This window comes from Caulobacter sp. GW821-FHT12F03 (genome assembly GCF_058806855.1).
This window is the reverse complement of the sequence record NZ_JBXAQC010000001.1, coordinates 530,161-555,872: the sequence shown is the minus strand read 5'-3', so window position 1 is coordinate 555,872 and position 25,712 is coordinate 530,161. Positions and strand designations below refer to the sequence as shown.

Below are 25,712 nucleotides of genomic sequence, written 5' to 3'. Positions count from 1 at the left end.
GGGGGATTTCGGTTTACCCCTCGGAGAATCCTCCCCACAGGCGAAGCGCGCTGGGGAGGGGGACCCTCCCGTTGGCGCCGAGCCAGAAAGCGGATCTTCGAGTCCCTGCCCGAGGGCGGGCCCTATGGATGTCCGCTAGTGGTGGATAGCGGCGATCCGCCCTCCTAGCGTAGCGGCTTGAGGCCTATGGCACACGCCCAAGGTACACCAAGTCGCTACAAGAGAAGATTCTGGAACTGTCAATCGCAGTTGACGGCATTGGGCCCGTTTTGAGTAATCGGCGAGGCGTTCAGGCCCGCGCGTTCTCCATCAGCGTGCATTTCGGGCCAAATATCGCCAGATGGGCGAGAACCTGACCGAATTTTTTGATGTTAGACTTTGCCGCGCTTATTTATAGTCATCTCTTTGGGGTGGCAGGGACGGTGAATTTCTGGCCCGGCCTTTGACCGCCTGGATCGACCGCCTCGCGCGGGGCGTAGCACAGGCCGCAGGAGATCGTCGCCGTGCTGTCCAATCGCTTGTTTGACACTGCCATTTTCAACGAAGATCAGGCCGCCCCTCGACGTCTGGCTGCGGCCTCCGACAGCCTCATTCCTGATTCCGGTTCGCCCTGGTACGCCGCGGGGGACAGCGGGGCCGGCGCCGCAGATTTGACCAATGCCGGCGGCGGGACGCCCCAGGGGATTCCGGACGGGGAGCCGGGGAAACCTCAGGCTTTCGCCGGAACCGGCGGACCCAGTGTAAGCTACACGCCATCTGTCGCGCGGATCGACGGCGAGAAGCTGGTGAACATCGCGACCAACAGCGCCCAGAACGGCCAGCGGGTAACCCAGTTGCCGAACGGCAACTTCGTCGTCGTCTGGAACGACAACAGCGCCGGCGTCGGCGGGACCGGCGGCGACAGCGACGCCGGCGCCGTCAAGGCGCAGATCTTCGCGCCGGACGGCTCCCGGATCGGCGGCGAAATCCTCGTCAATACCGCCACGGCCGGAGATCAGGCTGTCGCCGGCATCATCGTGCTCGCCGGCGGCGGCTTCCTGGTCACCTGGACGGACGCGAGCCTGGGCGTGGGCGGCGCCACGGGCGACAGCAGCGGCCTTGCCGTGAAGGCGCAGGTGTTCGCGGCCGACGGGACCCGGGTTGGCTCCGAGATCCTCGTCAACTCCGCCACCGCCAACGACCAGAACTTGCCGTTCGCGGCCGCGCTGACGAACGGCGGTTTCGCGATCACCTGGGGGGACTTCAGCCAGGGGGTCGGCGGCGCCACGGGCGACAGCAGCGTCTATGCCACCAAGATGCAGGTGTTCGCGGCCGACGGCTCGCCGGTCGGCGGCGAAGTGCTCGTCAACACCGCGACCGCCGGCAATCAGCGCTTCGAGAGGATCGCCAGTCTGACCGGCGGCGGCTTCGTGGTCGCCTGGGAAGACTCCAGCCTCGGCGTCGGCGGCGCGGGCGGCGATGCGTCCAGCACCGCGATCAAGGCCCAGGTTTTCGCAAACGACGGTACCAGGGTTGGCGGCGAAATCCTCGTCAACACCTCCACCGCCGGCGCCCAGCTGACGCTGGACCTCATCAATCTTCCGGGCGGCGGCTTCGTGATCAGCTGGCAGGACAATGGTGGCGCGAGCAAGACCGTCGGCGACGATCTCAGCGGCAATGCGGTCAAAGCCCAGATCTTCGCAGCCGATGGCTCCAAGGTCGGCGGCGAGTTCCAGGTCAATACCGCCACCAACCTCAACCAGGCGGCGCCCGACATCACTCTGTTGAGCAACGGCAATGTGCTCATCGTCTGGCGGGATGGCAGCCTTGGTGTCGGCGGGGTGACCGGCGACGCATCCGGCGTCGCCGTAAAGGCCCAAGTCTTCACGGCGGGCGGCGCGAAGGTCGGCAGTGAGATCCTGGTCAACACGGCCACGAATAGCGACCAGCTGGGGGGTGACGGCGCCGCGCTGCCCGGGGGGGGCTTTGTTATCACCTGGCTGGACAGCAGCGCCGGCGTCGGCGGCGCGACAGGCGACGCCAGCGCCTTCGCCGTCAAGGCCCAGGTCTTCGCGGCTGACGGGAGCAAGATCGGCGGCGAATTCCTCGTCAATACCGCGACGGACGGCAGTCAGGCGGGCATGAAGGTCCAGGCGCTTGCGGATGGTCGTTTCATCATTGTCTGGGAGGACGCCAGTCTCGGCGTCGGCGGCGCCGGGGGCGATACGTCCTTCTCGGCCGTCAAGGCCCAGATGTTCCGCTATGGCCTGTCGGCGATCGAGCAGGTTTCGCTGGATCTGAAGAACACCGGCTTCACTGTCAGCGACCCGGACGCCGGGGATGTCCTGACGGCGACGCTGTCGACGACCTATGGCCTGCTGACCGTTACCGCGGGGACCAGCGGGGCGGTGGTATCGGGATCCGGCACCGCCAGCGTGACCATCACCGGCACGGCGGCGCAGATCGCCGCCTTGATCAACACCGACGGGACCAGCACGGTCAGCTTTTACGCCAATACCGACACGCCGCCGGCGAACGCCACGCTGACACTGGCCGTCAACGACGGCGCAGGTGGTACGGCGTCTACCAGCGTCGTGGTGCCGATCCAGGACACGGCGGAAGCCGGCGTCAGCACCACGCCGACGACAGGTGACGACACCCTGACCGGCGCCGGAGGGGACGACACCATCGCCGCCCAGGGCGGGAACGACACCGTGGACGGCGGCGCCGGCAACGATTTCCTCGACGGCGGCGCGGGCGACGACACACTGATCGGCGGCATCGGCAACGACTACCTGAGGGGCGGCACGGGCGCCGACACCTTGCAGGGCGGGACCGGCGACGACACCTATGTGATCACCGACGCAGGCGACACGGCCGACGAGACGGGTGGCGACGGAACGGATCTGGTCATTTCCTCGGTCGCCTTCACCCTCGGCGCCGGCCTGGACAACCTGACCCTGGCCGCGCCGGGCGGCGCGATCAGCGGGACCGGCAACAGCCTCGACAACATCATCCTCGGCAACAGCTCGGCCAACGTCCTGTCGGGCCTGGACGGCAATGACACCCTGTTCGGCGACGGCGGCGCCGACACGCTGAACGGCGGCAACGGCGCCGACAGTCTCGACGGATCGGTCGGCAATGACCTGCTCTACGGCGACGCCGGAACCGACACCCTGCTGGGCGGAGCGGGCAATGACCTGCTCGACGGCGGGCTCGGCGCGGACAGCCTGACCGGCGGCCTCGGCGCCGACAGCTATGTCGTCGACGACGCGGGCGACACGGTCACGGAAGCGGCGGGCGAGGGAACCGACACAGTCTCGGCCTCGATCAGCTACAGCCTGACGGCCAACGTCGAGAACCTGACCCTGACGGGCTCCGGCGACATCGACGGGACCGGCAATGTTCTGAAGAACACGCTCACCGGCAACGCCGGGGCCAACGTCCTCCACGGCGGCGGCGATATCGACACCCTCAGCGGCATGGACGGGGCGGACAGCCTCTACGGCGACGCCGGCAACGACGTGCTCGACGGCGGCAACGGGGATGACGTCCTGACCGGCGGCAACGGTTCGGACCGGCTGACCGGCGGCGCGGGGGCGGACACCTTCGCCTTTACCAACCTCGACATCCACCTGAACAGCGCCGGCGCCGGTCTGGTCGAGAAGGACACCATCGTCGACCTGTCGTTCGCCGCCAACGACCGCATCGACCTCAGCGCCATCGACGCCAATATCAATCTGGCCGGCGACCAGGCGTTCACCTTCGTCAGCAAGTTCACCAAGCTGGCGGGTCAGGCGGTCCTGGCGTTCAACGGCTCGATCACCACCCTGCAGCTCGACGTCGACGGCGACGGCAAGGCCGACTTCTCCATCGCCGTAAACGGCGACGTCACCGCCGCCACCGCCAATCTCTACACCGGCGGCGGCGACAGCAACGGCGGGTGGGTGCTGTAGTCGCCAACCCTTCCCACGCCGCCCCACGCCTATCCAGCTGACCGCCCCGCGAGCGGTACTCGCACGCCACGCGCGCCTTTCCGTCGTCCTCGACACGGCGCCGGGTTGCTCGAGGCTGAGCTTTCGAGCGGGTCGGCGAAGGGTTCGGGCGCGGGAATTTGCGACACACCCTTTCTCGACCCCCCGCCCCTGGCCTATCTACAAATCCCAATTCACGGCCCCACAGCGAGCCCCCGCCATGTCCCACTACATCCTCAGCGTTGTCGGCAGTGACCGGCCGGGTCTGACCCGTTTGCTGGCGGGGGCGGTGCTGGGGGCCGGGGGGAACTGGCTGGAGAGTCATCTGAGCCAGCTGGGCGGGCTGTATGTCGGCTCGGTGCTGGTGGCGCTGGCGCCGGAGCGGCTGGAGGCGCTGCGCGAGGCCGTCGGGCGGGTCGACGCCGAGGGGCTGACGGTGCGCATCGTTCCGGCGCGCGAGGGCGCGGCGGCGGCGCCCGGCGGCGGGAGCGGCGGTCAGGCGCTGCAGCTCGATCTCGTCGGCCAGGACCGGCCGGGGATCGTCAACGAGGTGACCGCCGCGCTCGGCGGGCTGGGCGCCAACATCGAGACCTTCCGCACCTGGGTCGTGGCCGGGCCGCACTCCGGCGCACCGATGTTCCACATGGCCGCGACCCTCGCCCTGCCGCCCGGGCTGGCGGCCGAGGCGGTGCAGGGCGCGCTGGAGGACATCTCGGCGGAGATCCTGGTCGATATCTCGCTGACGCCGGCGGGGTAAGGGGGCCTCGCGCTCATCCCCGCGAAGCGGGGATCGGGCGATTCCTAGCCGCCCTTCGGGACCTCCGGCTTCGACACTCCGGGCCTGGGCCGGGGGTTGCCCCAGGCGTCGTAGTTGGCCTCGCGCGCCGCTCGGGCATCCAGGAAGCGTTCGCGCATGCGGTAGCGGAGTTGTCCGGCCGCGATGAGGACCGGGAGGAAGACGAACGGGGCGAGGCTCTCCATGAAGGTGGCTCCGCTACGGAGCATGGCGACGAAGGCGAGGCCGCCCATAGTCCCTGACCAGACCAGCCAGCTTTTCAGGTAGCCGGGCTGCTTGGCCAGCTCCCACACGAACACGAACGTCCAGATGAACACGCCGGCGCAGATCAGCAGGGCGTTGATCAGCGCCGGCCCGGGGCTCATCAGCCGGCTCCCGGCCCGTCCAGTTCATACACCCGCGAGCAGTATTCGCAGGTCACGCGGACCATGCCGTCGTCCTCGATCATCTCCAGCCGCTCCTCGAGGCTGAAGCTCTCCAGCACCCCGGCGATGCGCTCGGGCGAGCAGCGGCAGAAGGCCTTGAGGGCCTTCGGCTCGAACAGGCGCACGCCGTCCTCGTTGAACAGCCGCCAGAGCAGGGTCTCGGCCGGCAGGGTGGGGTCGATCAGCTCGTCCTCGCCGGTGGTCTCGAACAGGGCCTGCGCGCGGACCCAGGCGTCCTTCGTGTCGCCGCGGGTCTCGTCGCCGGCGATGTTCTGGATCAGCAGGCCGCCCGCGCGCCAGGCGGGGCCGTCCCCGCTGTCGGCCTGGCCGACGGCCAGGCGGATGCGGGTGGGGGTCTGCTCCGACTGGGCGAAGTACTGCTCGGCGCACAGGGCCAGGGTCTCGCCCTCGATCGCCGTGACGCCCTGGTAGCGGTCCATGTCCGGACCCTGGTCGACGGTCATGATGAACACGCCCTGGCCGAGCAGGGTCTTCGCGCCGGGGCGGGCGAAGCCGGTGCTGGCCTCGGCGACGCGGTCGGCGTCATAACGGCAGTAGCCGCGCAGGGAGCCCTCTGTGTCGTAGTCGACCACGACATAGGCCACCGGACCGTCGCCCTGGGCCTGGACGATCAGCCGGCCGTCGAACTTCAGGCTGGAGCCGACCAGGGCCGCCAGGGCGCAGGCCTCGCCGAGCAGGTTGGCCACGGCCTCGGGATAGTCGTGGCGGGTGAGGATCTCGTGCACCGACGCGCCCAGCCGCACGATGCGGCCGCGCACGGGCCAGCCCTCGATCTGGAAGGTGGCGACGAGGTCGTCGGCGGGGGCCGTCGGGGCGGTGGAGGAAGCGGTATCGGTCATGGCGCGACTACATAGGGGTTCGGAGCGAGAGTTGCGAGCCGGGGCGGAACGGGGCATGCAGTCGGCCTGTTCCGCAGAGTGAGCCCGCCATGCTGTCGATCGTCCGCGCCCTGTTTCTGTCCGGCCTGCTGGCCGGGTCCGCCCTCGCCGCGCCGGCCGCGGCGCCGGAGGTGGCGCCGATCCTGACCCGCGCGGACGCGGTCGACAGCCAGACGTACGCCCGGCCGCGCGAGGCGCGGGTGACGCATGTCGACCTCGACCTGACGACCGACTTCGCCAGCCACACCGTCTCGGGCACGGCCGCGCTGACGGTGCTGGCCGCGCCGGGGGCGACCGAGGTGGTGCTCGACACCCTGGACCTGACCATTCTGGGCGTCACCGACGGGGCCGGCCGCACGCTGACGTGGACGCTCGGCGCCGCCGACGGCGAGAAGGGCGCGCCGCTGACCGTTCAGCTGAACGGCGCCAGCCGGGTGGTGGTGGCCTATCGCAGCGCCCCGACCGCGCTGGCGCTGCAGTGGCTGAGCCCGGACCAGACGGCCGGCAAGGTGAAGCCCTACCTCTACAGCCAGGGCCAGGCGATCCTGAACCGCAGCTGGATCCCGACCCAGGACAGCCCCGGCATCCGCCAGACCTGGACCGCGCGGATCGTCGCGCCCGAGGGGCTGACGGCGGTTATGAGCGGCGAAAAGCTGACCCCGAAGGGCGAGCCGGCCGGCAAGGGCCTGCGCGCCTGGCGCTTCCGCATGACCCATCCGACCGCGCCCTATCTGATCGCCCTGGCCGTGGGCGACATCGCCTTCCGGCCGCTGGGCCCGCGCACCGGGGTCTACACCGAGCCGTCGATGATGGACCGGGCGGCCCATGAGCTGGCCGACACCGAGAAGATGGTCGAGGCGGCCGAGGGGCTCTACGGGCCGTACCGCTGGGGCCGCTACGACGTGCTGGTGCTGCCGCCGGCGTTTCCCTACGGCGGGATGGAGAACACCACCCTCACCTTCCTGACCCCGACCTTCATCACCGGCGACCGGGCCAATGTCGGGCTGGTGGCGCACGAGCTGGCGCACAGCTGGTCCGGCAACCTGGTGACCAACGCCACCTGGAACGACATCTGGCTCAATGAGGGCTTCACCAGCTACGTCGAGAACCGGCTGATGGAGGCGCTGTACGGACCCGCGCGGGCGGGCGTCGAGGCCGACCTGAGCTGGGACGAGCTGCAGCGGGCGGTGGCCGACCAGACCCCGGTCCAGACGACGCTGCACGGCGCCGACACGGGCGTCGAGTACATCAAGGGCGAGGCGTTCCTGCGCACGCTTGAGCATGTGTTCGGCCGCGACCGCTGGGACGCCTGGCTGCGCGGCTACTTCGACCGCTACGCCTTCCAGCCGCAGACCACGGCCGGCTTCCTCGCCGACCTGCGCGAGCATCTGGTCAAGGGCGACGCGGCGCTGGAGGCGCAGCTGCAGCTGGACGCATGGGTCTACCAGCCGGGGATTCCGTCGAACGCCTGGCATGAGGCCTCGCCGGCGCTGCTGAAGGTCGACGCCCAGCGGACCGCCTTCCTCGGCGGCGCGCCGGCGGCCGGGCTGGCGACGACCGGCTGGACGACCCAGGAATGGCAGCGGTTCCTCGACGGCCTGCCGCGGCGGCTGACAACGGCGCAGCTGGCCGACCTCGACGGGGCGTTCGGCCTGTCGGCCTCGACCAACGCCTATGTCCGCGCCGCCTGGCTGAAGCTGGTGGTGGCCAACCGTTACGAACCGGCCCTGCCGTCGCTGCAGGCCTTCCTCGCCAGCAACGGCCGGGGCCTGTTCCTGCGGCCGCTGTACTTCGGGCTGATCAAGGACAAGGCCTGGGGCCTGCCGCTGGCGCGGCGCTACTTCGACGCGGCGAAGGCCGGCTATCACCCGTCGCTGGCGGCCGGGATCGAGACGGCGCTGAAGGACGCGGAGGGGGCGTAGGGTCCCGCGACCGGTCAGTCCCTCGGCAGCGGGCGTTCGAGCTCCTCGAGCGCCTCGGTCAGGACGTCCATGCGCTTGGCCAGGGCCGTGGCCGCGTCGCGGAGGCCCTGGTTGTAGAAGCGCGGGCCGAGGCGCTCGGCCATGAAGTCGAGCAGCAACTCGGCGTCGAGGCCGCCGATCTCCAGATCGAGCTCGGTCTTCAGATAGGCGCGAAGCGACCGCGCCATCGCAAGACGGTCGTCTTTCTCCAGCGCGGCCAACGCCTTATCCGATCTTTCCGAAGCACCACGCGAGGATCGACTTCTGGGCGTGGATGCGGTTCTCCGCCTCGTCCCAGACCAGCGACTGCGGGCCGTCGATGACGCTGTCGCTGACTTCCTCGCCGCGGTGGGCCGGCAGGCAGTGGAGGAAGACCGCGCGGCTGTCGGCAAGGGCCATCAGGTGCTCGTCGACCTGGTAGGGCTCGAAGGCGTCCAGCCGGGCCTCGCCGTCGACGTCGCCCATCGACACCCAGGTGTCGGTGACCACGCAGTCGGCGCCGCGCACCGCCTCGCGGGGGTCCTCGGTCATCTCGATGCGGCCCTGCTGCTCGGCCGCGCGGGCCAGGTCGTAGAGGTCCGGATGATAGGCCGCCGGGCAGGCGATGTTCAGCTTGAAGCCGAGCTTGGGCGCGGCGTGGATGAAGCTGGAGCAGACGTTGTTGCCGTCGCCGACCCAGGCGATGGTCTTGCCGGTGATCGGCCCGCGGTGCTCCTCGAAGGTCAGGATGTCGGCGAGGATCTGGCAGGGGTGGCTCTTGTCGGTCAGGCCGTTGATCACCGGGATGGTGGCGTTCTGGGCGAACAGCTCGACGTCCTCGTGATGGTTGGCGCGGATCATCACCGCGTCGACCATGCGCGACAGGACCTTCGCCGTATCCTCGATCGTCTCGCCGCGGCCCAGCTGCATGTCGGCCGAGGTCGAGATGATGCCCGAACCGCCGAGCTGGCGGATGGCCGCGTCGAAGCTGAAGCGGGTGCGGGTCGAGTTCTTCTCGAAGATCATCGCCAGGGTGCGCTCGGCGCCCGGGGCGTCGGCGTCGACGCGGGCCTGCGGCCAGCCCTTGCGCGCGGCCTTGCGGGCGCGGGCGTCGTCGAGGATGGCCCGCAGGTCCGAGGACTCGAGCTTCCAGATATCGATGAAGTGGCGGGGTGGCGTGGACATCTGATCCCCCGATCATCCCGGCGAAGGCCGGGACCCAGGTGTTTTTGAAAGTGCGGACGGGAGGACAGGTCAGGCCGTCCCGGGGGACAGCTTAACCTGTCCCCGGTCTACGCCGCGGCTGCCTTGGCGCGGGCCGTTTCGCAGGTCTGCTCAAGCTTCTCGATCGCCTCGCGGGCTTCGTCGACCGTCAGGTTGAGCGGCGGCAGCAGGCGGACGCAGTTGTCGCCGCCGCCGGCCACCAGCAGCTTGTGGTCGCGGGCCATGGCCATGAACTCACGGTTCACAGGGGCGACCTTCAGGCCGATCAGGAACCCCTTGCCACGCACGTCGAGGATGACGTCCGGATAGCGGTCCTTGAGGCCGGTGAGCTGCTGGTTGAAGTAGCCGGCCACGTCGCGGACGTTGGCCAGCGTCTCGGGCTTGCTGATCTCGTCGAAGGCGGCGAGGCCCACGGCCATGGCCAGCGGGTTGCCGCCGAAGGTCGAACCGTGGACGCCCACGGTCATGCCCCTCGCCGCCTCGGCGCTGGCCAGGCAGGCGCCGACCGGGAAACCGCCGCCGAGCGCCTTGGCCACGGCCATGATGTCCGGCGCGGCGTCCTCGGCCCATTCGTGGGCGAACAGCTTGCCGGTGCGGCCCATGCCCGACTGCACCTCGTCGTAGATCAGCAGCACGCCGTGCTCGCGGGTCAGGGCGCGCAGGCCGGTCAGGCACTGCTCGGGCAGGGCGCGGGCGCCGCCCTCCCCCTGCACCGGCTCGATGATGATCGCCGCCGTGGCCGGGTTGGCGATGGCCGCCTTGATGGCGTCGTGGTCGCCCCACTTCAGCTGGCTGTAGCCCGGCAGGCGGGGGCCGAAGCCCTCGACATAGCCCGGGTTGCCGGCGGCGTTGATCGCCGCGTAGCTGCGGCCGTGGAACGAGCCGTCGAAGCCGTAGATCTCGGTCCGCTCCGGCTGGCCGTTGGCGGTGTGATACTTGCGCGCCGTCTTCAGGGCGCACTCGATCGCCTCGGTGCCCGAGTTGGTGAAGAACACCACGTCGGCGAAGGTCGCGTCGGTCAGCCGCGTGGCCAGGGCTTCCTGGCCGGGGATGCGGAAGATGTTGGACACGTGCCAGAGCTTGTCGGCCTGCTCCTTCAGCACCTCGACGAGGCGCGGATGGCAGTGGCCCAGACCGTTGGTGGCGATGCCCGCGACGCAGTCGAGATAGGCGACGCCGTCGACGTCCCACAGGCGCGCGCCGAGGCCTCGCTCAACCGCCAGCGGGGCGCGGTTGTAAACGCCCATGATGTGGTCGGGGGTCGCGGTCGGAGCGGTCGTGGTGGTCAAGGTCGCCTCCCAGAAGGAAGAAATCCCCGGGCGATGGCGCGGGGACGGGAAGCTTTAGGCTTCTCACCGGGGACGGGTGGAATGTCAAGAAAACGGGGAATGGGCGGGGGACTCCTCTCCCGCGGGGGAAGGGGTGACCATAGGGACAGGTTATCCTGTCCCTTGGGACTGGATAACCTGTCCCTGACCGCGCGGACGGGGACAGGGCAAGCCGTCCCGAGGGACAGCTTGACCAGTCCCCGTCATCGGCGTGGGCGACCGCGACAGGGACAAGCAGTCACGGCAGGCCGAAGTCAGTGGAACGTCTCTCCGCGCTCCAGCATCGCCACGAAGCGGGCGATCTTCTTCTGGCGGGCGTCCGGCGTCCTGACCGTGCTGACGCGGTAGATGACGGCGTAGCGGTTGGCGCCGGTCAGGGTGGCGAAGAAGGCGGCGGCTTTGGGCGAGGCGTCGAGGGCGGCCTGCAGGTCGGGTGGCGGCTGGGCCTTGCTGGCCGGGGCGTAGGCGGCGTCCCAGCGACCATCGGCTTTGGCCGCGTCGATCTCGGCCAGGCCCGCGGGCCGCATCCGCCCCGCCGCGATGAGCTCCAGGGCGCGTGTCCGGTTGACCGCCGACCACTTGCTGGCCGGCTTGCGCGGCGTGAACCGCACCAGCCAGCTGACGTCGTCATATTTGTCCAGCTGGCCGTCGATCCAGCCGTTGCACAGCGCCGCGTCGATGGCCCCGGCCTTGGACAGGCTGGCGAAATCCGCGCCCTTCTTCGCCAGCCGGAGCCACAGCCCGGGCGAGGACCGGGGCTGGGCGTCCAGCCAGGCGTCGAAGGCCGCGACATCCGGGAAGCTGATCACCGGCAGCCGGGCCTTCGTTTCGTCGGTCATGGCGAGGAGGATAGTCGGCCCGCCTCAGGGGGCAACCGCCCCCTTACGCGAACTCGGCCGCGAAGCCCGCCGCAGCCGCTTCCGGGGTGGCGAAGGCGAGGTAGCGGGCGGTGCTCTCGGGGGGCAGGACCTCGACCATGATGCGGTTGTCGATCCACATCTCGACCAGGTCGAACGGGCCGCGGCTCTGGTGGGTGGTGCGCCAGCCCTTCTCCAGGCCCATGGCCATGACCTCGTCCTGGCTCAGCCGGGTGGTCAGGGCGAAGTGGATGGCGGTGGCCTCGGTCGGCGGGGCGCGCAGGCCCGCCTGGTAGCGCGGCGGCGCGCCGTCCTCGCCCTCGAACTGGATGGCGGTGGTTTCCGGCACGACCTCGACGCCGGTGCCCGAGCCGTCGCGGGCCAGGGCCATCCAGCCGCCGTCGACGACGGGGAAGCGGATAGCCACGCCGTCGATGATGCGGGCGAACAGTTCGGCGGTCGCCTGCGGGTCGCGGGCGGGGATGGAGAAGTGGGCGATCATGGGAGGGTGTCCTTCGAAGGCGCGGAGGCGCGCGTTCGTAACGCGTCGCCCCGGCGTGCTGACGGTGATGAATCGGCGCCGGGCCGCTCTCCCCCTCGGGGCGGCCGCTGACGTCGCCGGCCGGACATAGCGCCGGTCGCCGAAGCCGGACACTTAAAGTTGTGTCATGACGTCGTTGTCAGATTCGGCGGCAGGACGGCCGTGCGGGGCCAGGCCTGCAAGGGCGCGCCGCCGCGTTCAGCTGCCTTCGCGTTGCCAGACCGTGCAGCGCGCGATCCAGCGTTCCAGTTCGGCGATCAGCGCCGGGTACGACCGGGTCTCGAACCGGTGGACGACCTCAGCGTCGGCGTTGAGCGCGAACGCGTCCTCCTTCAGCCGACGGCCGCGCTCGCTTCGGGCCCAGGGCTGGTAGAGGACGGTGAGGTGGTAGGCGCCCTCGGGATCGAACTCGGGACGAAACTCGACATCGATGTTGAACCGTCGGCCGGCGTTGGTCGCGTTGAAGATCGACGAGCCGCCAATCCCGCTCCGATCGGCGTCCATGCCCGAGCGAAGCGTCATCCAGCCGATCAGCCAGCCCGCCGGGATGCGAAGCGGCTGAAGCTCCCGGTAGGCCGGGGAGTCGGGATAGTGGTCCTGTATTGCGGGGCCGGTCATGACCCGAACCTAGACTCTGCACGGGCCGTCGCAATGGGTGGAAAGCGGACCGACGGGGCGCGATACTCGCGCCCTGCGCATGGGAGGCCATCGGGTGAACGAGACAATCGCTTCCGGACGGACCGCGATCGCGATCGCGCTTGAGGCGGGTTCGTAGCATGGCCCGTCTCGTCTTCGGCATGAACCAGTCGCTCGACGGCTACGTCGACCACGACCACCCGGCGATGATGCCCGATGCCGTGCTGTTCCGGCATTTCATCGACCAGGCCCGGGGCCAGGCGGGCAGCCTGTACGGGCGCAAGCTCTATGAGCTGATGGCCTACTGGGACGAGGAGCAGCCCGGCTGGGACGAGCCGGAACGCGACTTCGCGGCGGCCTGGCGGAGCCATCCGAAGTGGGTGGTGTCACGCACCCTGAAGACGGTCGGCCCGAACGCCACGCTGGTCGAGGGGGACCTGGAGGCCGCCGTCCGCCGGCTGAAGGCCGAGGTCGAGGGCGAGATCGAGGTCGGCGGCCCGGACCTGGCGCGGACCCTGACGGATCTGGGCCTCATCGACGAGTACCGGATCTATCTGCACCCCGTGGTGCTGGGGCGCGGGACACCGTATTTCGCCGCCGCCCGGCCGCCGCTGCGGTTGCTGGCCAGCGACCGGATCGGCGAGAGCGTGATGCGGTTGCGGTATGCGCCGGGGTGACGGGCGGGAGCCGTGATTTCGGCCTGTCCACCCGGAGAACCGTCGCATAGGTTGCGGATACCCAGGAGGCGCCCATGAACATCCGGCTCGTCGTTGCGATTGGTATGGCCGGTATTGCGATCGCGGCCGGGGCGGCGTTCGCCGCGGGCCAGCCAGCGGATACCGCTCCGGCTGTCAGCCGGGACGAGATTGCAGTCTACGACGCCGTGCTGGCCTCCTGGCTCGGCGACAAGCCGGGACGACAGCTGGTCGATGCGACGCTGTCAGCGCCGCCGTCCAGGTCCGATTCGGAGTTCGCGGCCTGCACCAGTGGTCTGGAATTCCCTTCGGACGCTCGCGGCGAGCAAGGCCGCAAGACGCTCGTCGGCGCACGGTTCGCGAGGCCGGGCGTCGAGGTGATCGACGGATCGACCTGGCGACCTGTGGACCCCGGCCGGGCCATTGCAATGGGCAAGTCCGTCGACGAAGCGGTCGAGGAGGGCTTCGCCAATTCGCTGATCTCCTTCTCGCAGATCGCCTTCAGCCGAGATGGGACCGACGCCGTGGTCAAGTTCAGCATGGTGTGCGGCGGGCTGTGCGGGTCCGGGTCGACCTTTCGCCTTCACAAGTCCGGGGGCCGCTGGTCGGCGCCTAAGGAATGCGGCGGGGGCTGGATTTCCTAGGGCATCAGGCCGGGACCACGAGCCTGGCCGCCACCCTTTGCCCGCCCGGCGTCAGGGTCTAGACTCCCCCGAAGACAAGGGATGAACCCATGAGCGACGCCGTCGGCCCTGGCGATCTGGTGTTGTGCGTCAACGCCGCCCCCAACCATGTGACCGGACAGCCCGTGCCGCTCGTGGCCGGGGAGACCTACCGGGTCTGGACCGTGATGGACTTCGCCTGCCCGTGCGGCCGGTCCGACGCCCTGCTCGACATCGGCGTCGACTTCGCCTGGTGCCAGTCGCGGTTCCGCCTGCTGCCCAAGCCCAAGGCGCAGAGCAAGCCGGTGAAGGTGGCCGCGCCGAAGGAGAAGGAACGGGTGCGGTGAGGCGCGGGGGACAGGTTATCCTGTCCCTCGGGACTGGATAACCTGTCCCCCGCCTCCCCCGTCTGCGCGCCCGGGGACAGGGCAAGCCGTCCCAAGGGACAGCTTGACCAGTCCCCGACTGTCGGCGGCGGCAGCTCAGACCCAAACCCCCTCTCCCTCGCGGGAGAGGATCAGCCTCAGGTCTTCAGCCGCCAGCCCGTCACGAACACCCGCCAGGACCAGGCGAACAGCACCGCGACCAGCACCGCGGTCAGGGCCACGCCCACCCGCAGGTCGCCGTCGGCTTCGCCGATGAAGCCGTAGCGGAAGCCGTCGATCAGGTAGAAGAACGGGTTGTAGTGGCTGGCCGTGCGGAACGGCTCGGGCAGCTTGTCGACGAGGTAGAAGGTGCCCGACAGGAAGGTCATCGGCATGATCAGGAAGTTGGTGATCGCCGCCAGGTGGTCGAACTTCTCCGACCACAGGCCCGTGGCGATGCCGACCAGGCCCATCAGCAGCGAGGCGCCGACGCTGAAGTAGATCACCGCCCAGGGATGGGCGATGTGCAGCTGGGTGAACGGCAGGACGGCGATGGTCACCGCCGTGACCGTCCCGACCAGCACGCCGCGCGTGGCCGCCCCGAGGGTGAAGGCCAGCACCTGTTCCAGCGCCGACAGCGGCGGGGTCAGGAAGTCCGGCGTCAGCCCCATCATCTTGGCCTGCAGCAGGCTGGAAGAGGAGTTGGCGAAGGCGTTGTTGATCATGGCCATCATGATCAGGCCCGGCGCGACGAAGGCCGAGAACGGGGTGCCGTGGATCGGCGGCGCGGCCCCGCGCACGGCCACCACGAAGACCATCATGTAGAGCAGGGTCGTGACCACCGGCGCGGCGATGGTCTGGGTGCCCACCTTCCAGAAGCGGCGGACCTCCTTGAGGTAGAGGGTGCTGAACCCGGTCCAGTTGAAGCCCGCGTAGTCGCGCGGCTGCGGCGGAAGGACGCTTTCGGCCATGTCTTTCATGCGCCCCTAGGTGCGCTCGCGAGGGCGGAAGCGCAAGACGCCCCTGCGCCCTCCCTCCCCCTCGTGGGGAGGGACGACAGCGCGACAGCCCTGTCAGGGTGGGGTTTGGTCCGTGATGGATTGCCTGTCGGCGGGGTCGCGGCGGCCTCCCCCCACCCGGCCGGGCTTCGCCCGCCCACCCTCCCCACAAGGGGGAGGGAAGGTCAGGACGCCTACGGATTCAACATCTGGTTCCTGTGGACAGCTGGATGGCGCCTATTGTGTCGGTTAACAGAAGGTTTACGATATGTTGTAGAGCAGGCGTCCGCGGGGCGCCTCACACACAATATGTAGGGTCAGACAGCGCGGGGGCGTTTGTCGCCCTGCCTGTAGCAGAGGGTTGGATCATGGGCTGGACCGACGATCGCGTGGCGACGCTGAAGAAGCTCTGGCTCGATGGCCTGTCGGCCAGCCAGATCGCCAAGCAACTGGGCGGGGTCACCCGCAACGCCGTCATCGGCAAGGTGCACCGCCTGGGCCTGTCGGGCCGGGCCGCGCCGTCGCAGCCGGCCCGTCCGGTGTTCAAGGCTCCGCGCCCCGCCCGTCCGGTGGCGACCGCCCCGGCCGCGCCGCGCCGCGTGGTGGTCGAGGACGTCCGCACGGCCCCCCTGCCCGTGCCCGTGCACCGTCTGGAAGAGCCCGGCAGCGCCACCGTGCTGACCCTCGGCGCCCACATGTGCAAGTGGCCGATCGGCGATCCGTCGAGCGACGGCTTCACCTTCTGCGGCCGCCGCAACGGCGAGGTCGGCCCCTACTGCCGTGAACACGCCCAGGTCGCCTACCAGCAGCCGCAGTCCGGCAAGAAGAAGACCGGCCCGACGGAGCTGGCCCGGTCGCTGCGGCGCTACATCTAGGTAGATAGGGGCTAGGGATTAGGGGCTAGGGACTAGTGAACCGCGTCGAACGCGCTCTTTCTTGCTAGCCCCTAGTCCCTAGTCCCTAATCCCTTCGATGACCGACTCAGCGGACGCCGCCGCCACCAGCAACGCCCAAGCCTATTCCGTCTCGGAGCTGGCCTTCGCCCTCAAGCGCACGCTGGAGGACGCCTACGGCTTCGTGCGGCTGCGCGGGGAGCTGAGCAAGGTCACCCACCACGCCAGCGGCCACGTCTACCTGACCCTCAAGGACGACAAGGCCGCCATCGACGGCGTGGTCTGGAAGGGCAGCGTGCGCGGCCTGTCGGTGCGGCCCGAGCAGGGGCTGGAGGTGATCGTCACCGGGCGGATCACCACCTTCCCGGCCGGATCGCGCTACCAGATCGTCATCGAGAGCATGGAGGCCGCCGGCGTCGGCGCCCTGCTGGCGCAGCTGGAGCGGTTGAAACAGAAGCTGGCCGCCGAGGGGCTGTTCGCCGCCGATCGCAAGCGCCGCCTGCCGTCGATGCCCGCCACCGTCGGGGTGATCACCAGCCCGACCGGGGCGGTGATCCGCGACATCCTCCACCGCATCCGCGACCGCTGGCCCTGCCGCGTCATCGTCTGGCCGGTGGTCGTTCAGGGCGACGCCGCCGCCGGACAGGTGGCCGCCGCCATCCGCGGCTTCAACGCCATGACGCCGGGCGGCCCCGTGCCGCGACCCGACATCCTGATCGTCGCCCGGGGCGGCGGCTCGGTCGAGGACCTGTGGGCGTTCAACGACGAGGCCCTGGCCCGGGCCGTGGCCGAGGGGACCATTCCGCTGATCTCGGCCGTCGGGCACGAGACCGACACCACCCTGATCGACTTCGTCTCCGACCGGCGCGCGCCGACCCCGACGGCGGCGGCCGAGATGGCCACGCCGGTGCTGTCGGAACTGAAGGCCCTGACCGCCGACTATGACCGTCGCCTCGCCACGGCCGGCGGGCGGATGCTGGAGGACCGGCGCGGCCGGCTGACGGCCCTGTCGCGCGGCCTGCCCCGACCGGCCGACATCCTCGCCATGGCCCGCCAGCGGCTGGACTACGCCGGCAGCCACCTGACCATGGGCCTTCGCCGCAATGTCGACGTCCAGGCGCGGCGGCTGGCGCAGACGTCCGCCCCGCTGCGGCCGGCCCTGCTGGAGCGGCGGACCGAGCAGCTGTCATCGCGGCTGGACGCCATGAACCTGCGGCTCAACGCGGCCATCCCGCGCCGGCTGCAGGTCGAGGAGACCAGGCTGGCCGCGCTCGACAAGCTGCGCCAGACGCTCAACCCCAAACGCCCGCCCCGACCCGGCTTCGTGCTGCTGACCCGGGCGGACGGGTCGCTGGCGCGCAGCGGCGCCGAGCTGGCCGCCGGCGAGGCCGTCAAGCTGATGTTCGAGGATGTGACCCGCGAGGCGGTGATCGACGGCGCCGGGGCGGTTCCCCCTGCCCCGCCGGCCCCGGCCGCGCCGCGACCCGCGCCGAAGAAGGCCGCCTCGCCCCCGCCCGGACAGGGCGATCTGTTCTAGCCCCCACTCTCCGCTCATCCCGGCGAAGGCCGGTCTGTTCTAGCCGCCCCCGAACAGCTACATTGGGCGCATGAACGCCTATGACCGCGACCTCGGACGAGACCTCGCCACCCTGCATTACGGGGACGGCGAATACGCCGTGCTCAAGCCCGGCCGCCACGTGATCTGCGCCGTCAGCGGCGTGATGATCCCGCTGGAGGCCCTGCGCTACTGGAACGCCGAGCTGCAGGAGGCCTACGCCGGCCCCGCCGAGGCGCTCAAGCGCTGGCAGGAGCTGAACCCCTGAACCGTCGCGCGCTGCTCGGCGGCCTGGCGCTCGCCGGGCTGGCCGGGCCGGCGCTCGCCGCCGGACCGACGCTGAAGCTGACCGGCCGCTATCGTCAGGGCGGCTGCGCCGTCGGCCTGACCGATCCGCGGGCGAAGATCTACCTCGACGACGAGCCGGTCGGGACCGCCTCGGCCACCGGCTGGTTCTTCATCGGCTTCGACCGCGACGCCGCCCTGCAGGCCGTGGTGACGGTCGAAACCGAACTCGGGACTTCCGCCCAGACCCTGGCCATCGCCTCCGGCGAATTCGACGTGCAGCGCATCAACGGCCTGCCGCAGGACCAGGTGACGCCGACCGATCCGGCGCTGCTCGAGCGCATCAAGGCCGAGGCGGCGCTGAAGGCCGCCGGCTACGCCAGCCGCGTTGATACGGACGACTTCCGGGGCGGCTTCGCCATGCCGCTGAAGACCTGGCGGCTGAGCGCCCGGTTCGGCGGCCAGCGGATTCTCAACGGCGTGCCGCAGACTCCGCACTTCGGCTCCGACCTCGCCGCGCCGAGCGGGTCGCCGATCATGGCCCCCGCCCCGGGCGTCGTGGCCCTGTCGAATCCGGGCATGCATTTCGAGGGCGGGCTGACCATGATCGACCACGGCCAGGGCCTGGTCAGCGTCTATCTGCACCAGTCGCGCATCGATGTGCGGGCCGGCGACAGGGTGGACGCCGGGCAGGTGATCGGGGCCGTCGGCATGACCGGCCGCGCCACCGGCCCGCACCTGTGCTGGCGCATGAAATGGCGCGGACGGAACCTCGACCCGATGCTCATGGTGGGTCTGCGCCCCCCGTTATGAGGTAACCTTTCGGTAGGGTGCGCACCCCTATTGATGCCTGAATCAGAACGAGGCGTCGGCTATGTCCCGACGCAGGATCGAGGGCTTGATGGATTCCGGTTTGGGCGCGCTGAAGGTGCTGCTGGTGGACGATAACCAGCATATGCGCGCCATTGTCGCGACGATCCTCAAGGGTGTCGGCATCCGCGAGGTCCGCGAGGCCCGGGACGGCGCCGAAGGCCTGCAGGCCCTGCGCGACTGGCCGGCCGACATCGCCATCGTCGACTTCCGCATGGAGCCGATCGACGGTGTCGAGTTCACCCGCATGGTCCGCAACGCCAAGGACAGCCGCAACCCCTACCTGCCGATCATCATGATGACCGGCTTCGCCGACCGGCCGCGCGTCTGCGAGGCGCGCGACGCGGGGGTAACGGAGTTGGTGGTCAAGCCAGTGACGGCCCGATCGGTGATCGACAGGATCAATGCGGTGGTGTTCCACGCCCGCCCGTTCGTGCGCACCGAGGCCTATTTCGGCCCGACCCGGCGCGGCATCGACGACGCCCCGCAAAAAGCCACCGCGACGATTTAGGGGCCGCCCCTGCCCCGAGCCCCCCGGGGAGCTGTCACCATGCAGCGGTGACCGAGGGGCCTTCATGGGTCGCTGCGAACCGCTTCCGTCTTTCCGTCGCCCGAGAGCGACGATCCCGGTCTAGTTCGCCGCCTCAAGCTCCGCGTAGGCTTCGTTGGGCCAGCGCTTGTGGACCCAGAACCATTCCTCGGGACGCTCGCGCACCCGGTCCTCGACGAAGGCGGTGACGCGTTTGACCCCCGCCTCGATGTCGGCCGTGCGGTCGCCGGTGCGCTCCAGCACGATCGGGTCGTAGACCACCACCCGGAAACGGGCGCCCTTCGTCCGCTGCACGCACATCGGCTGCAGCACCGTGTCGAAGCGCAGCGCCAGCCGGGTCGGACCGGGCGCGGCCATTACCGGCCGGCCGAAGAACGGCGCGGCCACGCCGCCGTTGTTGAACTTCTGGTCGTTCATCAGCGCCACCGACACGCCCTTGCCGAGCGCCTCGAGCATCTCGCGCGCGCCGTCGCCGCCCTTGGGCGCGAACAGCTTCACGCCGTAGCGCCGGCGGCTGTCGCGGATGCGCCTGTCGACATAGGGATTGTTGGCCGCGCGGTAGGTGATCTCGCAGTTGATGCCCGAATTGACGATCGCCGCCGGCATCACCTCCCAGTTCGAGAAGTGACCGGACACGAACACCACCGGCCTGTCGCCCCGCGCGATCTCCGCCAGCCGCTCGGCGCCCACGATCTCCACCCGGCCCGTCGAGGGCAGCAGACGGTCCATCATCGGGAATTCCGCGACCGTACGGCCGTTGCAGTCCCACTGGGCGTCGAGGATCCGCGCGCGCCAGGCGGCGTCCTTTTCCGGGAAGGCCAGGCGCAGGTTCTGGTCGGCGATGCGGTGGGTCCTGGTCAGGGGGCCGATGGCCCGCGCCAGCACGCCGCCGAGCCAGGAAGCCGCGTCGACCGGCAGCAGGCGGAACAGGAAGGTGATGACGTCGAAGGCGACGGCCTCGAGCCGCCAGACCAGGTCCTGACCGAATGAAATGCGCTTGTCACCCATCGGGCCTACCTAGCGCGCTTTGGAGACGAGTGGAAATCGCGCCGGGGATGATCCCCCGACAGGTGCTTGTGCACAGGCGTGGATCGCTTGGCGCGCGACTTGCGGCTTTCAGGTCTGACCGTTCCGTTTCGGAACAGTCGCGGGTGCAACAACACGGGGGCGACAGCCCATGGGCAACGACATCGACGTTCATCTCGGCAAGCGGCTTCGTCGCCGTCGCCGTCTTCTCGGCCTGACCCAGCAGCAGCTGGCCGGCACGGTCGGGGTGCGCTTCCAGCAAATCCAGAAGTACGAATGCGGCGCGAACCGCATCTCGGCCTCGCGCCTGTGGCAGCTGTCCGAGGCGCTTGAGGTGCCGGTCGGCTACTTCTACGACGGCCTGTCCGACGCGGACCGCCGCGAACTGCAGAGCGAGAGTTCCGGCGAAGGCGGCGAGATGTTCGCCCGCAAGGAAACCCTCGACCTGATCCGCGCCTACTACCAGCTCGGCGAGCGGCCCCGTCGTCGCCTGCTCGACCTGGCCAAGTCGCTCAACGGCGAGACCGACGCGGCCTGACACCCGCAGGCCCCTGTTCGGGACAGACACCGCCCGGTGTCTGTCCCTGCAGGCCTTGTTGAGGGACCCGGCCCCGGCTAACGCTGGGCCATGACCCTCTCCGCGGACCGTCTCGCCGAATTCGACGCCTTCCTGATCGCGCTCAACCGCGCCTCGGCCGGCGCCATCCTGCCGCTGTTCCGGTCCGACCACGGGCTGGAGAACAAGCTGCACGGCGGCTTCGATCCGGTGACCGAGGCCGACAAGGGCGCCGAGCGGGCCATCCGCGAGATGATCGCCGCCCGTTATCCCGACCACGGGGTGATCGGAGAGGAATACGGCGAGGACCGCCCGGACGCCGAGTTCGTCTGGGTGCTCGATCCCGTCGACGGCACCCGCGCCTTCATCGCCGGCCTGCCGCTGTGGACCACCCTGATCGGCCTGCGCCACGAAGGCCGGCCGGTGCTCGGTTCGATCGGACAACCCTATATCGGCGAGCTGTACATCGGCGGCGCCGCCACCGGCTCGCGGCTGATCAGCCGGGGCGGCGAGACGCCGCTGGCCGTGCGCGTCTGTCCCAGACTGACCGACGCCATCATCTGCACCACCGACCCGGACATCCTGACCGGGCCCGAGCTCGGCGCCTGGACCCAGGTGCGGGCCGCCGCGAAACTGGCCCGGCTGGGGCTGGACGCCTACGGTTACGCCATGGTCGCCGCGGGGACCATGGACCTGGCGCTCGATACCGGCCTGAAGGTCTGGGACGTCGAGGCGGTCATCGCCGTGGTCGAGGGCGCCGGCGGCGTCTGCGCCCACTGGGACGGCTCGCCGGCGCGGTCCGACGGCGGCAAGTTCGCCTTCGCCGGGGACCGGGACTGTCTGGACGAGGCGCTGGTCGCGCTGCGGCGGGCGTCGCGGGATTGAGGTTGTCAGGGGGCCGGCCAAGCTGTCCCCCGGGACGGCTTGCCCTGTCCCCTGATCGCGCTGGAGGGGACAGGTTAACCTGTCCCCGTCGGACGTCAGAGCGCCGCCGTAACCGCATCGAACTCCCGCCAGAACACCGCGCGGATGGCGTCGGTCTCCTGCAGGATCTCGTGGTAGCTGCCGGGGACTTCCAGCCAGCGGCCCTTGGGAATGCGGGCGGTGATCTGGCGCTGGTCGGCGTTGTCGACCAGCCGTTCCTCTTCCGCGCCCAGCACCACGACCGGGATGGCGATCCTCGCCACGCCCGGGGCGCGCTTGAGCCAGGCCGAGGCGGAGAAGGCGAAGTCGAGCCAGCCCCAGGTGCCGGCGTTGAGCTTCAGGCCCGGCTCGGCGACGACCTGGGCCTGGTTGCGCGCCCAGCGCCTCGGATCGTGGGTGAGGATGTTGGTCTCGAAGGTGTTCTCGTGCGCGTCGCCGGAGTCGCCGAGGATGTACTCGGTCGGTTTGGTGCGCGACATGATCCAGGCCAGGGCCCGGGCGGCGCGCTTGGGCCGGCCGCCGGTCTGCAGGCCGAGCATCGGCGCCGACAGCACCGCAGCCTTGAAGTCCCCCACGCCATGCGCCAGCGCCAGCAGCGTCAGGCAGCCGCCCATCGAATGGCCGACGGCGATCCAGGGTTTGGGCAGGCGCGCCTCGAAATGCGCCAGTAGCAGCCTGTAGTCCTCGACGAAGTCGGCGAAGCCGTGGGCGTGGCCCTTGAGGACGTCCGGCAGCAGGCGCTGCGACAGGCCCTGGCCGCGCCAGTCGTGGGCGAGGACGACGAAGCCCCGGCCCTGCAGCTCGCCGATGACCTCGAAATACTTCTCGATCGGCTCGGTGCGGCCGCCGCTGAGGACCACCGAGCCGCGCGGTTCGCCCTCGGGCAAAAACAAGGCGGCGCGGAGGCGACAGGCCCCCGCGCCGCTGAACCACTCCGCCGTTCCGCCAGACGGAACGAGCGCCTCGGGAATCGAAACCAGAGGCGCCGGGTCGGTCATTGTCTGCTTACGCCATCTTCGCGAAGAGGGCGCCCATCTGCGGCTGCAGGCTCATGGCGAGACCCATGTCCGACAGCTTCAGGCGGCCCGACATGAAGGCCATCGTGGCGTCGAGCTTGCCGGCGCCCATTTCCATGAGGTCGGCCAGCGAGATGGTCATGGTCAGGTCGGCGGGCTTGTCTTCGTTGGTGACCGAGCCACCGTCGATGTGGATGAAGCCGTCGCCCTTGAGGTCGAACTTCAGCGACTTGCCGAGGCCGGAATCGGCGCCAACGGCGGTCTTCACGCGATCGGTAATTTCTTGCAGCGTAGCCATTGGCGGCCTCCCGTTATGTTGCGGGCAAATCGATAACTTGACCGGGCACAACGCACAAGCGAACTGCGGTAGACGAAACAAAAAAGATGACGCCGCCGCCACTTTCGCGGGTCGGCCTCGACCGATCTCATCCGGAGGCCGATGTGACCGACCTGACGCTGGAAGACCTGGACCGGATTTACGGCCAGCCCAAGCCGACGACGAAGGCCAAGTCGCTCGACCATGTCGACAAGTACGGCCGGCGGTTCATCGCCCTGTCGCCGTTCTGCGTGATCGCCGCGGCGGCGGCCGACGGGACGATGGACGTCTCGCCGCGCGGCGGGGCGCCGGGGTTCGTTCACGTAGAGGATGACCGCACCCTGCTGCTGCCCGACCGGCCGGGCAACAACCGGCTCGACACCCTGCGCAACCTGGTCGGCGGCGACGGCCGGATCGGGATGATGTTCATGATCCCGGGCTTCGACGACGTCTATCGCGTCAACGGCCGGGTGACGTTGACCGACGACGCGGACCTGCTGGCCCGCTTCATCGAGTTCGGCAAGCCGCCGCGCTGTGTCGTCAGGGTCGCGGTCGAGGAGGCCTTCCTGCACTGCCCCAAGGCGATCATGCGGGCGAAGCTGTGGGAGGCGGAAACCCAGGTCGAGCGGGCGGTGATGCCCGGCCTTTCGGAGATGATCGCCGACCAGCTGGGCCTCGGCCCGCCGGCGGAGAGCGCGGCCGACGCCGTGGCGCGCTGGGGCCAGCAGCTGTGAGGGGACGGGGACTGGCCAAGCTGTCCCCTGGGACGGCTTGTCCTGTCCCCGACCGCGCTGGCGGGTGTCCGAAAGGGACAGGATAACCTGTCCCCACTTGATCTACTTCTTCCCGGCCAGCAGGGCGCGGGACGGGGCGCGGGCGAACCTGAGACTGGCGACGCCGGCCATGGCGGCGGGGTCCCAGGCGGGCATGCCCTTGTAGAGCGGCAGGGCGGCGGTGCGGCCGTCCGCGAAGACGGCGGTCCCGGCCGGGACGCCGGCGAAGATCACCTGTTCGATCTTCGGCGCGGCGAAGCCGATGACCCCGGCCTTGGCCTTGATGGCCGCCTTGCACTGGGTGATCGAGGCGGCCAGCTCGCCCGCCGGGACCGTGTCGGCCATGCGGGTGGTCGGTTGCAGCTCCATCGTCAGCTGGAACTTCGAGGCCGGGTCGGCCTTCACCAGAGCGATCCTGCCGTCCTTCAGGTCGGCCAGCGCCGGCGTCCGCTGGAGGCGGCCGTCGGGACCGACGGGAATAGGCGAGCGGGCGCCGTTCGCGCCGATCAGGGTCAGGGTCACCCCGGTCGCCGGCTTGCCGTTGCTGCGCAGGTAGTAGGCCATGACGAACTTCGTCCGGTCCGCCGGCGGAATGCCGAGGTAGAGGTCGAGGTAGGGAAACAGCTTTTTCGCCGGGATGCCGTCCGGCGCATCGGCGGCGAAGACGGGACCGGCGGCGAGGGTCGCGAGCGCGACCCCGGCCAGGGTGCGGCGGGTCAGGTTCATTTGGGTTTCACCAGCTTCAGCGTCATGCGGTCGCTCTCGCCGATGGCGTCGTACTTCGCATGGTCGAAGCCCGGCTTCGGCGGCTGGCCGCGCGGGGCGGACAGGCGGGTCGGCGGCAGGGTCCAGACGCCGAAGGGGTGGTCCTTGGTGTCCTTGGGATTGGCGTTGATCTCGCTGGTCCCGGCGAGGATGAAGCCCGCCTCCTTGGCCAGCTGGATGGCGTAGGCCTGCTGCACGTAGCCGCTGGCGGCCAGCACGTCCTGCATCTGGCCGGGCGCGGCGCGGTGCTCCTCGATGCCCAGCACGCCGCCGGGCTTGAGCGCGGCGAAGGCGGCCTTGAACGCCTTGTCGACGATGCCGGCGGCCATCCAGTTGTGCAGGTTGCGCAGGAACAGCACCAGATCGGCCGAACCGTCCGGCGCGACCGGGCCGCTGGTCGGGCCGAAGGCGGTGATCTCGACCTTGCCGTAGAGCTTGGGCTTCGCCGCCAGCTTGGCCGCGTAGGCCTGGACGATCTGGGTCGCGGCCGGGTCGGATTGTTCGAGGTCGGCCTCGTAGAGCTTGCCGCCCGTGCTTTCGAGGAACGGGGCGAGGATGTCGCTGTACCAGCCGGCGCCGGGCCAGAACTCGACCACCGTCATGCCGGGCTTGAGGCCCCACCAGGTCAGGGTCTCGACGGGATGGCGCCAGGGGTCGCGGGCCTTGTCGGCCGGCAGCCGCCAGTCGCCGGCGACGGCCTCGGCGATCGTCTGCGGACCGCCCTTGACCGGCATGGCGGCCGGATCGGCGGCCTTCGCCTTCGGCTTGCACCCGGCCAGCGCCAGTGCGGCGGCGCCGGTCAGGACAAGGCGTCTGGACGTTCCCGATGACTCTGAACGCATGGATTTTTCCGACAACGCCGCC

The 25,712-nt window shown here is 69.8% G+C and carries 28 protein-coding genes; 14 read left to right on the top strand and 14 right to left on the bottom strand.

Going from position 1 to position 25,712, the window contains the following annotated elements; translation table 11 throughout:
* Positions 1-785 precede the first annotated feature (785 nt).
* Together AC1RN0_RS02650 and AC1RN0_RS02645 are read left to right on the top strand one after the other, a co-directional pair.
* Positions 786-3,935 carry a beta strand repeat-containing protein gene (locus AC1RN0_RS02650; RefSeq protein WP_492785874.1) on the top strand — a complete coding sequence of 1,050 codons (3,150 nt, stop codon included), beginning with the start codon at positions 786-788 and terminating at the stop codon, positions 3,933-3,935.
* A gap of 238 nt (positions 3,936-4,173) precedes the next feature.
* Complete coding sequence (locus tag AC1RN0_RS02645) at positions 4,174-4,710, top strand: glycine cleavage system transcriptional repressor (RefSeq protein WP_492785873.1); 537 nt, start codon at positions 4,174-4,176, stop codon at positions 4,708-4,710.
* 44 nt (positions 4,711-4,754) lie between these two features.
* Here the strand turns inward: AC1RN0_RS02645 and AC1RN0_RS02640 are convergent, their stop codons facing one another.
* Both AC1RN0_RS02640 and AC1RN0_RS02635 read right to left on the bottom strand, forming a co-directional pair.
* Positions 4,755-5,114, bottom strand: coding sequence for a hypothetical protein (locus tag AC1RN0_RS02640; RefSeq protein WP_492785872.1), 360 nt, complete (start codon positions 5,112-5,114; stop codon positions 4,755-4,757).
* A complete protein-coding gene (locus AC1RN0_RS02635) occupies positions 5,114-6,034 on the bottom strand; it encodes an Hsp33 family molecular chaperone (protein ID WP_492785871.1) in 921 nt (306 codons plus the stop codon). The genes AC1RN0_RS02640 and AC1RN0_RS02635 overlap by 1 nt, the downstream gene beginning before the upstream one ends.
* Before the next feature lie 89 nt (positions 6,035-6,123).
* Between AC1RN0_RS02635 and AC1RN0_RS02630 the strand changes: the two genes are divergently transcribed.
* A complete protein-coding gene (locus AC1RN0_RS02630) occupies positions 6,124-7,995 on the top strand; it encodes a M1 family metallopeptidase (RefSeq protein WP_492785870.1) in 1,872 nt (623 codons plus the stop codon).
* A 14-nt stretch (positions 7,996-8,009) separates the two neighbouring features.
* Here the strand turns inward: AC1RN0_RS02630 and AC1RN0_RS02625 are convergent, their stop codons facing one another.
* The 6 genes from AC1RN0_RS02625 to AC1RN0_RS02600 all read right to left on the bottom strand — a co-directional run bounded on the left by AC1RN0_RS02625 (position 8,010) and on the right by AC1RN0_RS02600 (position 12,581).
* The gene (locus AC1RN0_RS02625) at positions 8,010-8,222 is read right to left on the bottom strand and encodes a DUF2164 domain-containing protein (RefSeq protein WP_492785869.1); all 213 of its coding nucleotides are present in this window, start codon (positions 8,220-8,222) and stop codon (positions 8,010-8,012) included.
* A 37-nt stretch (positions 8,223-8,259) separates the two neighbouring features.
* Positions 8,260-9,198, bottom strand: coding sequence for an ornithine carbamoyltransferase (gene argF, locus AC1RN0_RS02620; protein ID WP_492785868.1), 939 nt, complete (start codon positions 9,196-9,198; stop codon positions 8,260-8,262).
* A 107-nt stretch (positions 9,199-9,305) separates the two neighbouring features.
* On the bottom strand, positions 9,306-10,484 hold the full coding sequence (locus AC1RN0_RS02615; RefSeq protein ID WP_492786412.1) for an aspartate aminotransferase family protein: 1,179 nt from the start codon (positions 10,482-10,484) through the stop codon (positions 9,306-9,308).
* 335 nt (positions 10,485-10,819) lie between these two features.
* Positions 10,820-11,404 carry a YdeI/OmpD-associated family protein gene (locus AC1RN0_RS02610; RefSeq protein ID WP_492785867.1) on the bottom strand — a complete coding sequence of 195 codons (585 nt, stop codon included), beginning with the start codon at positions 11,402-11,404 and terminating at the stop codon, positions 10,820-10,822.
* A gap of 43 nt (positions 11,405-11,447) precedes the next feature.
* Entirely contained in the window at positions 11,448-11,924 is a 477-nt protein-coding gene (locus AC1RN0_RS02605; RefSeq protein ID WP_492785866.1) for a hypothetical protein, read from the bottom strand.
* 237 nt (positions 11,925-12,161) lie between these two features.
* A complete protein-coding gene (locus tag AC1RN0_RS02600; RefSeq protein WP_492785865.1) occupies positions 12,162-12,581 on the bottom strand; it encodes a hypothetical protein in 420 nt (139 codons plus the stop codon).
* Positions 12,582-12,739: 158 nt separating this feature from the next.
* Here AC1RN0_RS02600 and AC1RN0_RS02595 point away from each other — a divergent pair, with 158 nt between their 5' ends.
* From AC1RN0_RS02595 to AC1RN0_RS02585, 3 genes are all read left to right on the top strand, one after another.
* Positions 12,740-13,276 carry a dihydrofolate reductase family protein gene (locus AC1RN0_RS02595; protein WP_492785864.1) on the top strand — a complete coding sequence of 179 codons (537 nt, stop codon included), beginning with the start codon at positions 12,740-12,742 and terminating at the stop codon, positions 13,274-13,276.
* A 74-nt stretch (positions 13,277-13,350) separates the two neighbouring features.
* Entirely contained in the window at positions 13,351-13,938 is a 588-nt protein-coding gene (locus tag AC1RN0_RS02590) for a hypothetical protein (protein ID WP_492785863.1), read from the top strand.
* 89 nt (positions 13,939-14,027) lie between these two features.
* Positions 14,028-14,303: a hypothetical protein gene (locus tag AC1RN0_RS02585; RefSeq protein ID WP_492785862.1), complete on the top strand. Its 276-nt coding sequence runs from the start codon at positions 14,028-14,030 to the stop codon at positions 14,301-14,303.
* A gap of 176 nt (positions 14,304-14,479) precedes the next feature.
* Here AC1RN0_RS02585 and AC1RN0_RS02580 read toward each other — a convergent pair whose 3' ends face one another.
* Positions 14,480-15,301 (bottom strand): ABC transporter permease, encoded by an 822-nt coding sequence (locus AC1RN0_RS02580; RefSeq protein ID WP_492785861.1) that lies wholly within the window; start codon positions 15,299-15,301, stop codon positions 14,480-14,482.
* A gap of 386 nt (positions 15,302-15,687) precedes the next feature.
* On the opposite strand from AC1RN0_RS02580, the gene gcrA reads away from it, so the two are divergent.
* From gcrA to AC1RN0_RS02555, 5 genes are all read left to right on the top strand, one after another.
* Positions 15,688-16,194, top strand: a complete 507-nt coding sequence (gcrA, locus tag AC1RN0_RS02575) for a cell cycle sigma 70 cofactor GcrA (protein ID WP_492785860.1) — start codon at positions 15,688-15,690, stop codon at positions 16,192-16,194.
* A gap of 97 nt (positions 16,195-16,291) precedes the next feature.
* Positions 16,292-17,749 (top strand): exodeoxyribonuclease VII large subunit, encoded by a 1,458-nt coding sequence (xseA, locus tag AC1RN0_RS02570; RefSeq protein ID WP_492785859.1) that lies wholly within the window; start codon positions 16,292-16,294, stop codon positions 17,747-17,749.
* Positions 17,750-17,819: 70 nt separating this feature from the next.
* Positions 17,820-18,035 carry a DUF2093 domain-containing protein gene (locus AC1RN0_RS02565; RefSeq protein WP_492785858.1) on the top strand — a complete coding sequence of 72 codons (216 nt, stop codon included), beginning with the start codon at positions 17,820-17,822 and terminating at the stop codon, positions 18,033-18,035.
* 227 nt (positions 18,036-18,262) lie between these two features.
* Positions 18,263-18,865, top strand: coding sequence for a M23 family metallopeptidase (locus AC1RN0_RS02560; protein ID WP_492785857.1), 603 nt, complete (start codon positions 18,263-18,265; stop codon positions 18,863-18,865).
* A gap of 88 nt (positions 18,866-18,953) precedes the next feature.
* Positions 18,954-19,433: a response regulator gene (locus AC1RN0_RS02555; protein ID WP_492785856.1), complete on the top strand. Its 480-nt coding sequence runs from the start codon at positions 18,954-18,956 to the stop codon at positions 19,431-19,433.
* A gap of 120 nt (positions 19,434-19,553) precedes the next feature.
* Here the strand turns inward: AC1RN0_RS02555 and AC1RN0_RS02550 are convergent, their stop codons facing one another.
* The gene (locus AC1RN0_RS02550) at positions 19,554-20,480 is read right to left on the bottom strand and encodes a lysophospholipid acyltransferase family protein (RefSeq protein ID WP_492785855.1); all 927 of its coding nucleotides are present in this window, start codon (positions 20,478-20,480) and stop codon (positions 19,554-19,556) included.
* Between the two features lie 169 nt (positions 20,481-20,649).
* Here AC1RN0_RS02550 and AC1RN0_RS02545 point away from each other — a divergent pair, with 169 nt between their 5' ends.
* Positions 20,650-21,036 (top strand): helix-turn-helix domain-containing protein, encoded by a 387-nt coding sequence (locus AC1RN0_RS02545; RefSeq protein WP_488899062.1) that lies wholly within the window; start codon positions 20,650-20,652, stop codon positions 21,034-21,036.
* 90 nt (positions 21,037-21,126) lie between these two features.
* Positions 21,127-21,939, top strand: a complete 813-nt coding sequence (gene hisN, locus AC1RN0_RS02540) for a histidinol-phosphatase (protein WP_492785854.1) — start codon at positions 21,127-21,129, stop codon at positions 21,937-21,939.
* Between the two features lie 95 nt (positions 21,940-22,034).
* On the opposite strand, the gene AC1RN0_RS02535 is transcribed toward hisN, so the two are convergent.
* Positions 22,035-22,976, bottom strand: a complete 942-nt coding sequence (locus AC1RN0_RS02535) for an alpha/beta fold hydrolase (protein WP_492785853.1) — start codon at positions 22,974-22,976, stop codon at positions 22,035-22,037.
* 7 nt (positions 22,977-22,983) lie between these two features.
* Positions 22,984-23,292: an SCP2 sterol-binding domain-containing protein gene (locus AC1RN0_RS02530; protein WP_492785852.1), complete on the bottom strand. Its 309-nt coding sequence runs from the start codon at positions 23,290-23,292 to the stop codon at positions 22,984-22,986.
* A gap of 143 nt (positions 23,293-23,435) precedes the next feature.
* On the opposite strand from AC1RN0_RS02530, the gene AC1RN0_RS02525 reads away from it, so the two are divergent.
* Positions 23,436-24,044, top strand: coding sequence for a pyridoxamine 5'-phosphate oxidase family protein (locus AC1RN0_RS02525; protein ID WP_492785851.1), 609 nt, complete (start codon positions 23,436-23,438; stop codon positions 24,042-24,044).
* 102 nt (positions 24,045-24,146) lie between these two features.
* Here the strand turns inward: AC1RN0_RS02525 and AC1RN0_RS02520 are convergent, their stop codons facing one another.
* Together AC1RN0_RS02520 and AC1RN0_RS02515 are read right to left on the bottom strand one after the other, a co-directional pair.
* A complete protein-coding gene (locus AC1RN0_RS02520) occupies positions 24,147-24,809 on the bottom strand; it encodes a hypothetical protein (protein WP_492785850.1) in 663 nt (220 codons plus the stop codon).
* Positions 24,806-25,690: a class I SAM-dependent methyltransferase gene (locus AC1RN0_RS02515; protein WP_492785849.1), complete on the bottom strand. Its 885-nt coding sequence runs from the start codon at positions 25,688-25,690 to the stop codon at positions 24,806-24,808. The genes AC1RN0_RS02520 and AC1RN0_RS02515 overlap by 4 nt, the downstream gene beginning before the upstream one ends.
* Between the last annotated feature and the right edge of the window lie 22 nt (positions 25,691-25,712).

Coding starts and splice junctions, on each gene's coding strand:
- AC1RN0_RS02590 (WP_492785863.1), top strand. CDS start 13,351: ATGAACATCCGGCTCGTCGTTGCGATTGGTATGGCCGGTATTGCGATC.
- AC1RN0_RS02545 (WP_488899062.1), top strand. CDS start 20,650: ATGGGCAACGACATCGACGTTCATCTCGGCAAGCGGCTTCGTCGCCGT.
- AC1RN0_RS02600 (WP_492785865.1), bottom strand. CDS start 12,581: ATGACCGGCCCCGCAATACAGGACCACTATCCCGACTCCCCGGCCTAC.
- argF (WP_492785868.1), bottom strand. CDS start 9,198: ATGTCCACGCCACCCCGCCACTTCATCGATATCTGGAAGCTCGAGTCC.
- AC1RN0_RS02640 (WP_492785872.1), bottom strand. CDS start 5,114: ATGAGCCCCGGGCCGGCGCTGATCAACGCCCTGCTGATCTGCGCCGGC.
- gcrA (WP_492785860.1), top strand. CDS start 15,688: ATGGGCTGGACCGACGATCGCGTGGCGACGCTGAAGAAGCTCTGGCTC.
- AC1RN0_RS02555 (WP_492785856.1), top strand. CDS start 18,954: ATGGATTCCGGTTTGGGCGCGCTGAAGGTGCTGCTGGTGGACGATAAC.
- AC1RN0_RS02625 (WP_492785869.1), bottom strand. CDS start 8,222: ATGGCGCGGTCGCTTCGCGCCTATCTGAAGACCGAGCTCGATCTGGAG.
- AC1RN0_RS02535 (WP_492785853.1), bottom strand. CDS start 22,976: ATGACCGACCCGGCGCCTCTGGTTTCGATTCCCGAGGCGCTCGTTCCG.
- AC1RN0_RS02585 (WP_492785862.1), top strand. CDS start 14,028: ATGAGCGACGCCGTCGGCCCTGGCGATCTGGTGTTGTGCGTCAACGCC.
- AC1RN0_RS02580 (WP_492785861.1), bottom strand. CDS start 15,301: ATGAAAGACATGGCCGAAAGCGTCCTTCCGCCGCAGCCGCGCGACTAC.
- AC1RN0_RS02630 (WP_492785870.1), top strand. CDS start 6,124: ATGCTGTCGATCGTCCGCGCCCTGTTTCTGTCCGGCCTGCTGGCCGGG.
- xseA (WP_492785859.1), top strand. CDS start 16,292: ATGACCGACTCAGCGGACGCCGCCGCCACCAGCAACGCCCAAGCCTAT.
- AC1RN0_RS02635 (WP_492785871.1), bottom strand. CDS start 6,034: ATGACCGATACCGCTTCCTCCACCGCCCCGACGGCCCCCGCCGACGAC.
- AC1RN0_RS02530 (WP_492785852.1), bottom strand. CDS start 23,292: ATGGCTACGCTGCAAGAAATTACCGATCGCGTGAAGACCGCCGTTGGC.
- AC1RN0_RS02605 (WP_492785866.1), bottom strand. CDS start 11,924: ATGATCGCCCACTTCTCCATCCCCGCCCGCGACCCGCAGGCGACCGCC.
- AC1RN0_RS02515 (WP_492785849.1), bottom strand. CDS start 25,690: ATGCGTTCAGAGTCATCGGGAACGTCCAGACGCCTTGTCCTGACCGGC.
- hisN (WP_492785854.1), top strand. CDS start 21,127: ATGACCCTCTCCGCGGACCGTCTCGCCGAATTCGACGCCTTCCTGATC.
- AC1RN0_RS02610 (WP_492785867.1), bottom strand. CDS start 11,404: ATGACCGACGAAACGAAGGCCCGGCTGCCGGTGATCAGCTTCCCGGAT.
- AC1RN0_RS02550 (WP_492785855.1), bottom strand. CDS start 20,480: ATGGGTGACAAGCGCATTTCATTCGGTCAGGACCTGGTCTGGCGGCTC.
- AC1RN0_RS02520 (WP_492785850.1), bottom strand. CDS start 24,809: ATGAACCTGACCCGCCGCACCCTGGCCGGGGTCGCGCTCGCGACCCTC.
- AC1RN0_RS02615 (WP_492786412.1), bottom strand. CDS start 10,484: ATGGGCGTTTACAACCGCGCCCCGCTGGCGGTTGAGCGAGGCCTCGGC.
- AC1RN0_RS02645 (WP_492785873.1), top strand. CDS start 4,174: ATGTCCCACTACATCCTCAGCGTTGTCGGCAGTGACCGGCCGGGTCTG.
- AC1RN0_RS02565 (WP_492785858.1), top strand. CDS start 17,820: ATGAACGCCTATGACCGCGACCTCGGACGAGACCTCGCCACCCTGCAT.
- AC1RN0_RS02595 (WP_492785864.1), top strand. CDS start 12,740: ATGGCCCGTCTCGTCTTCGGCATGAACCAGTCGCTCGACGGCTACGTC.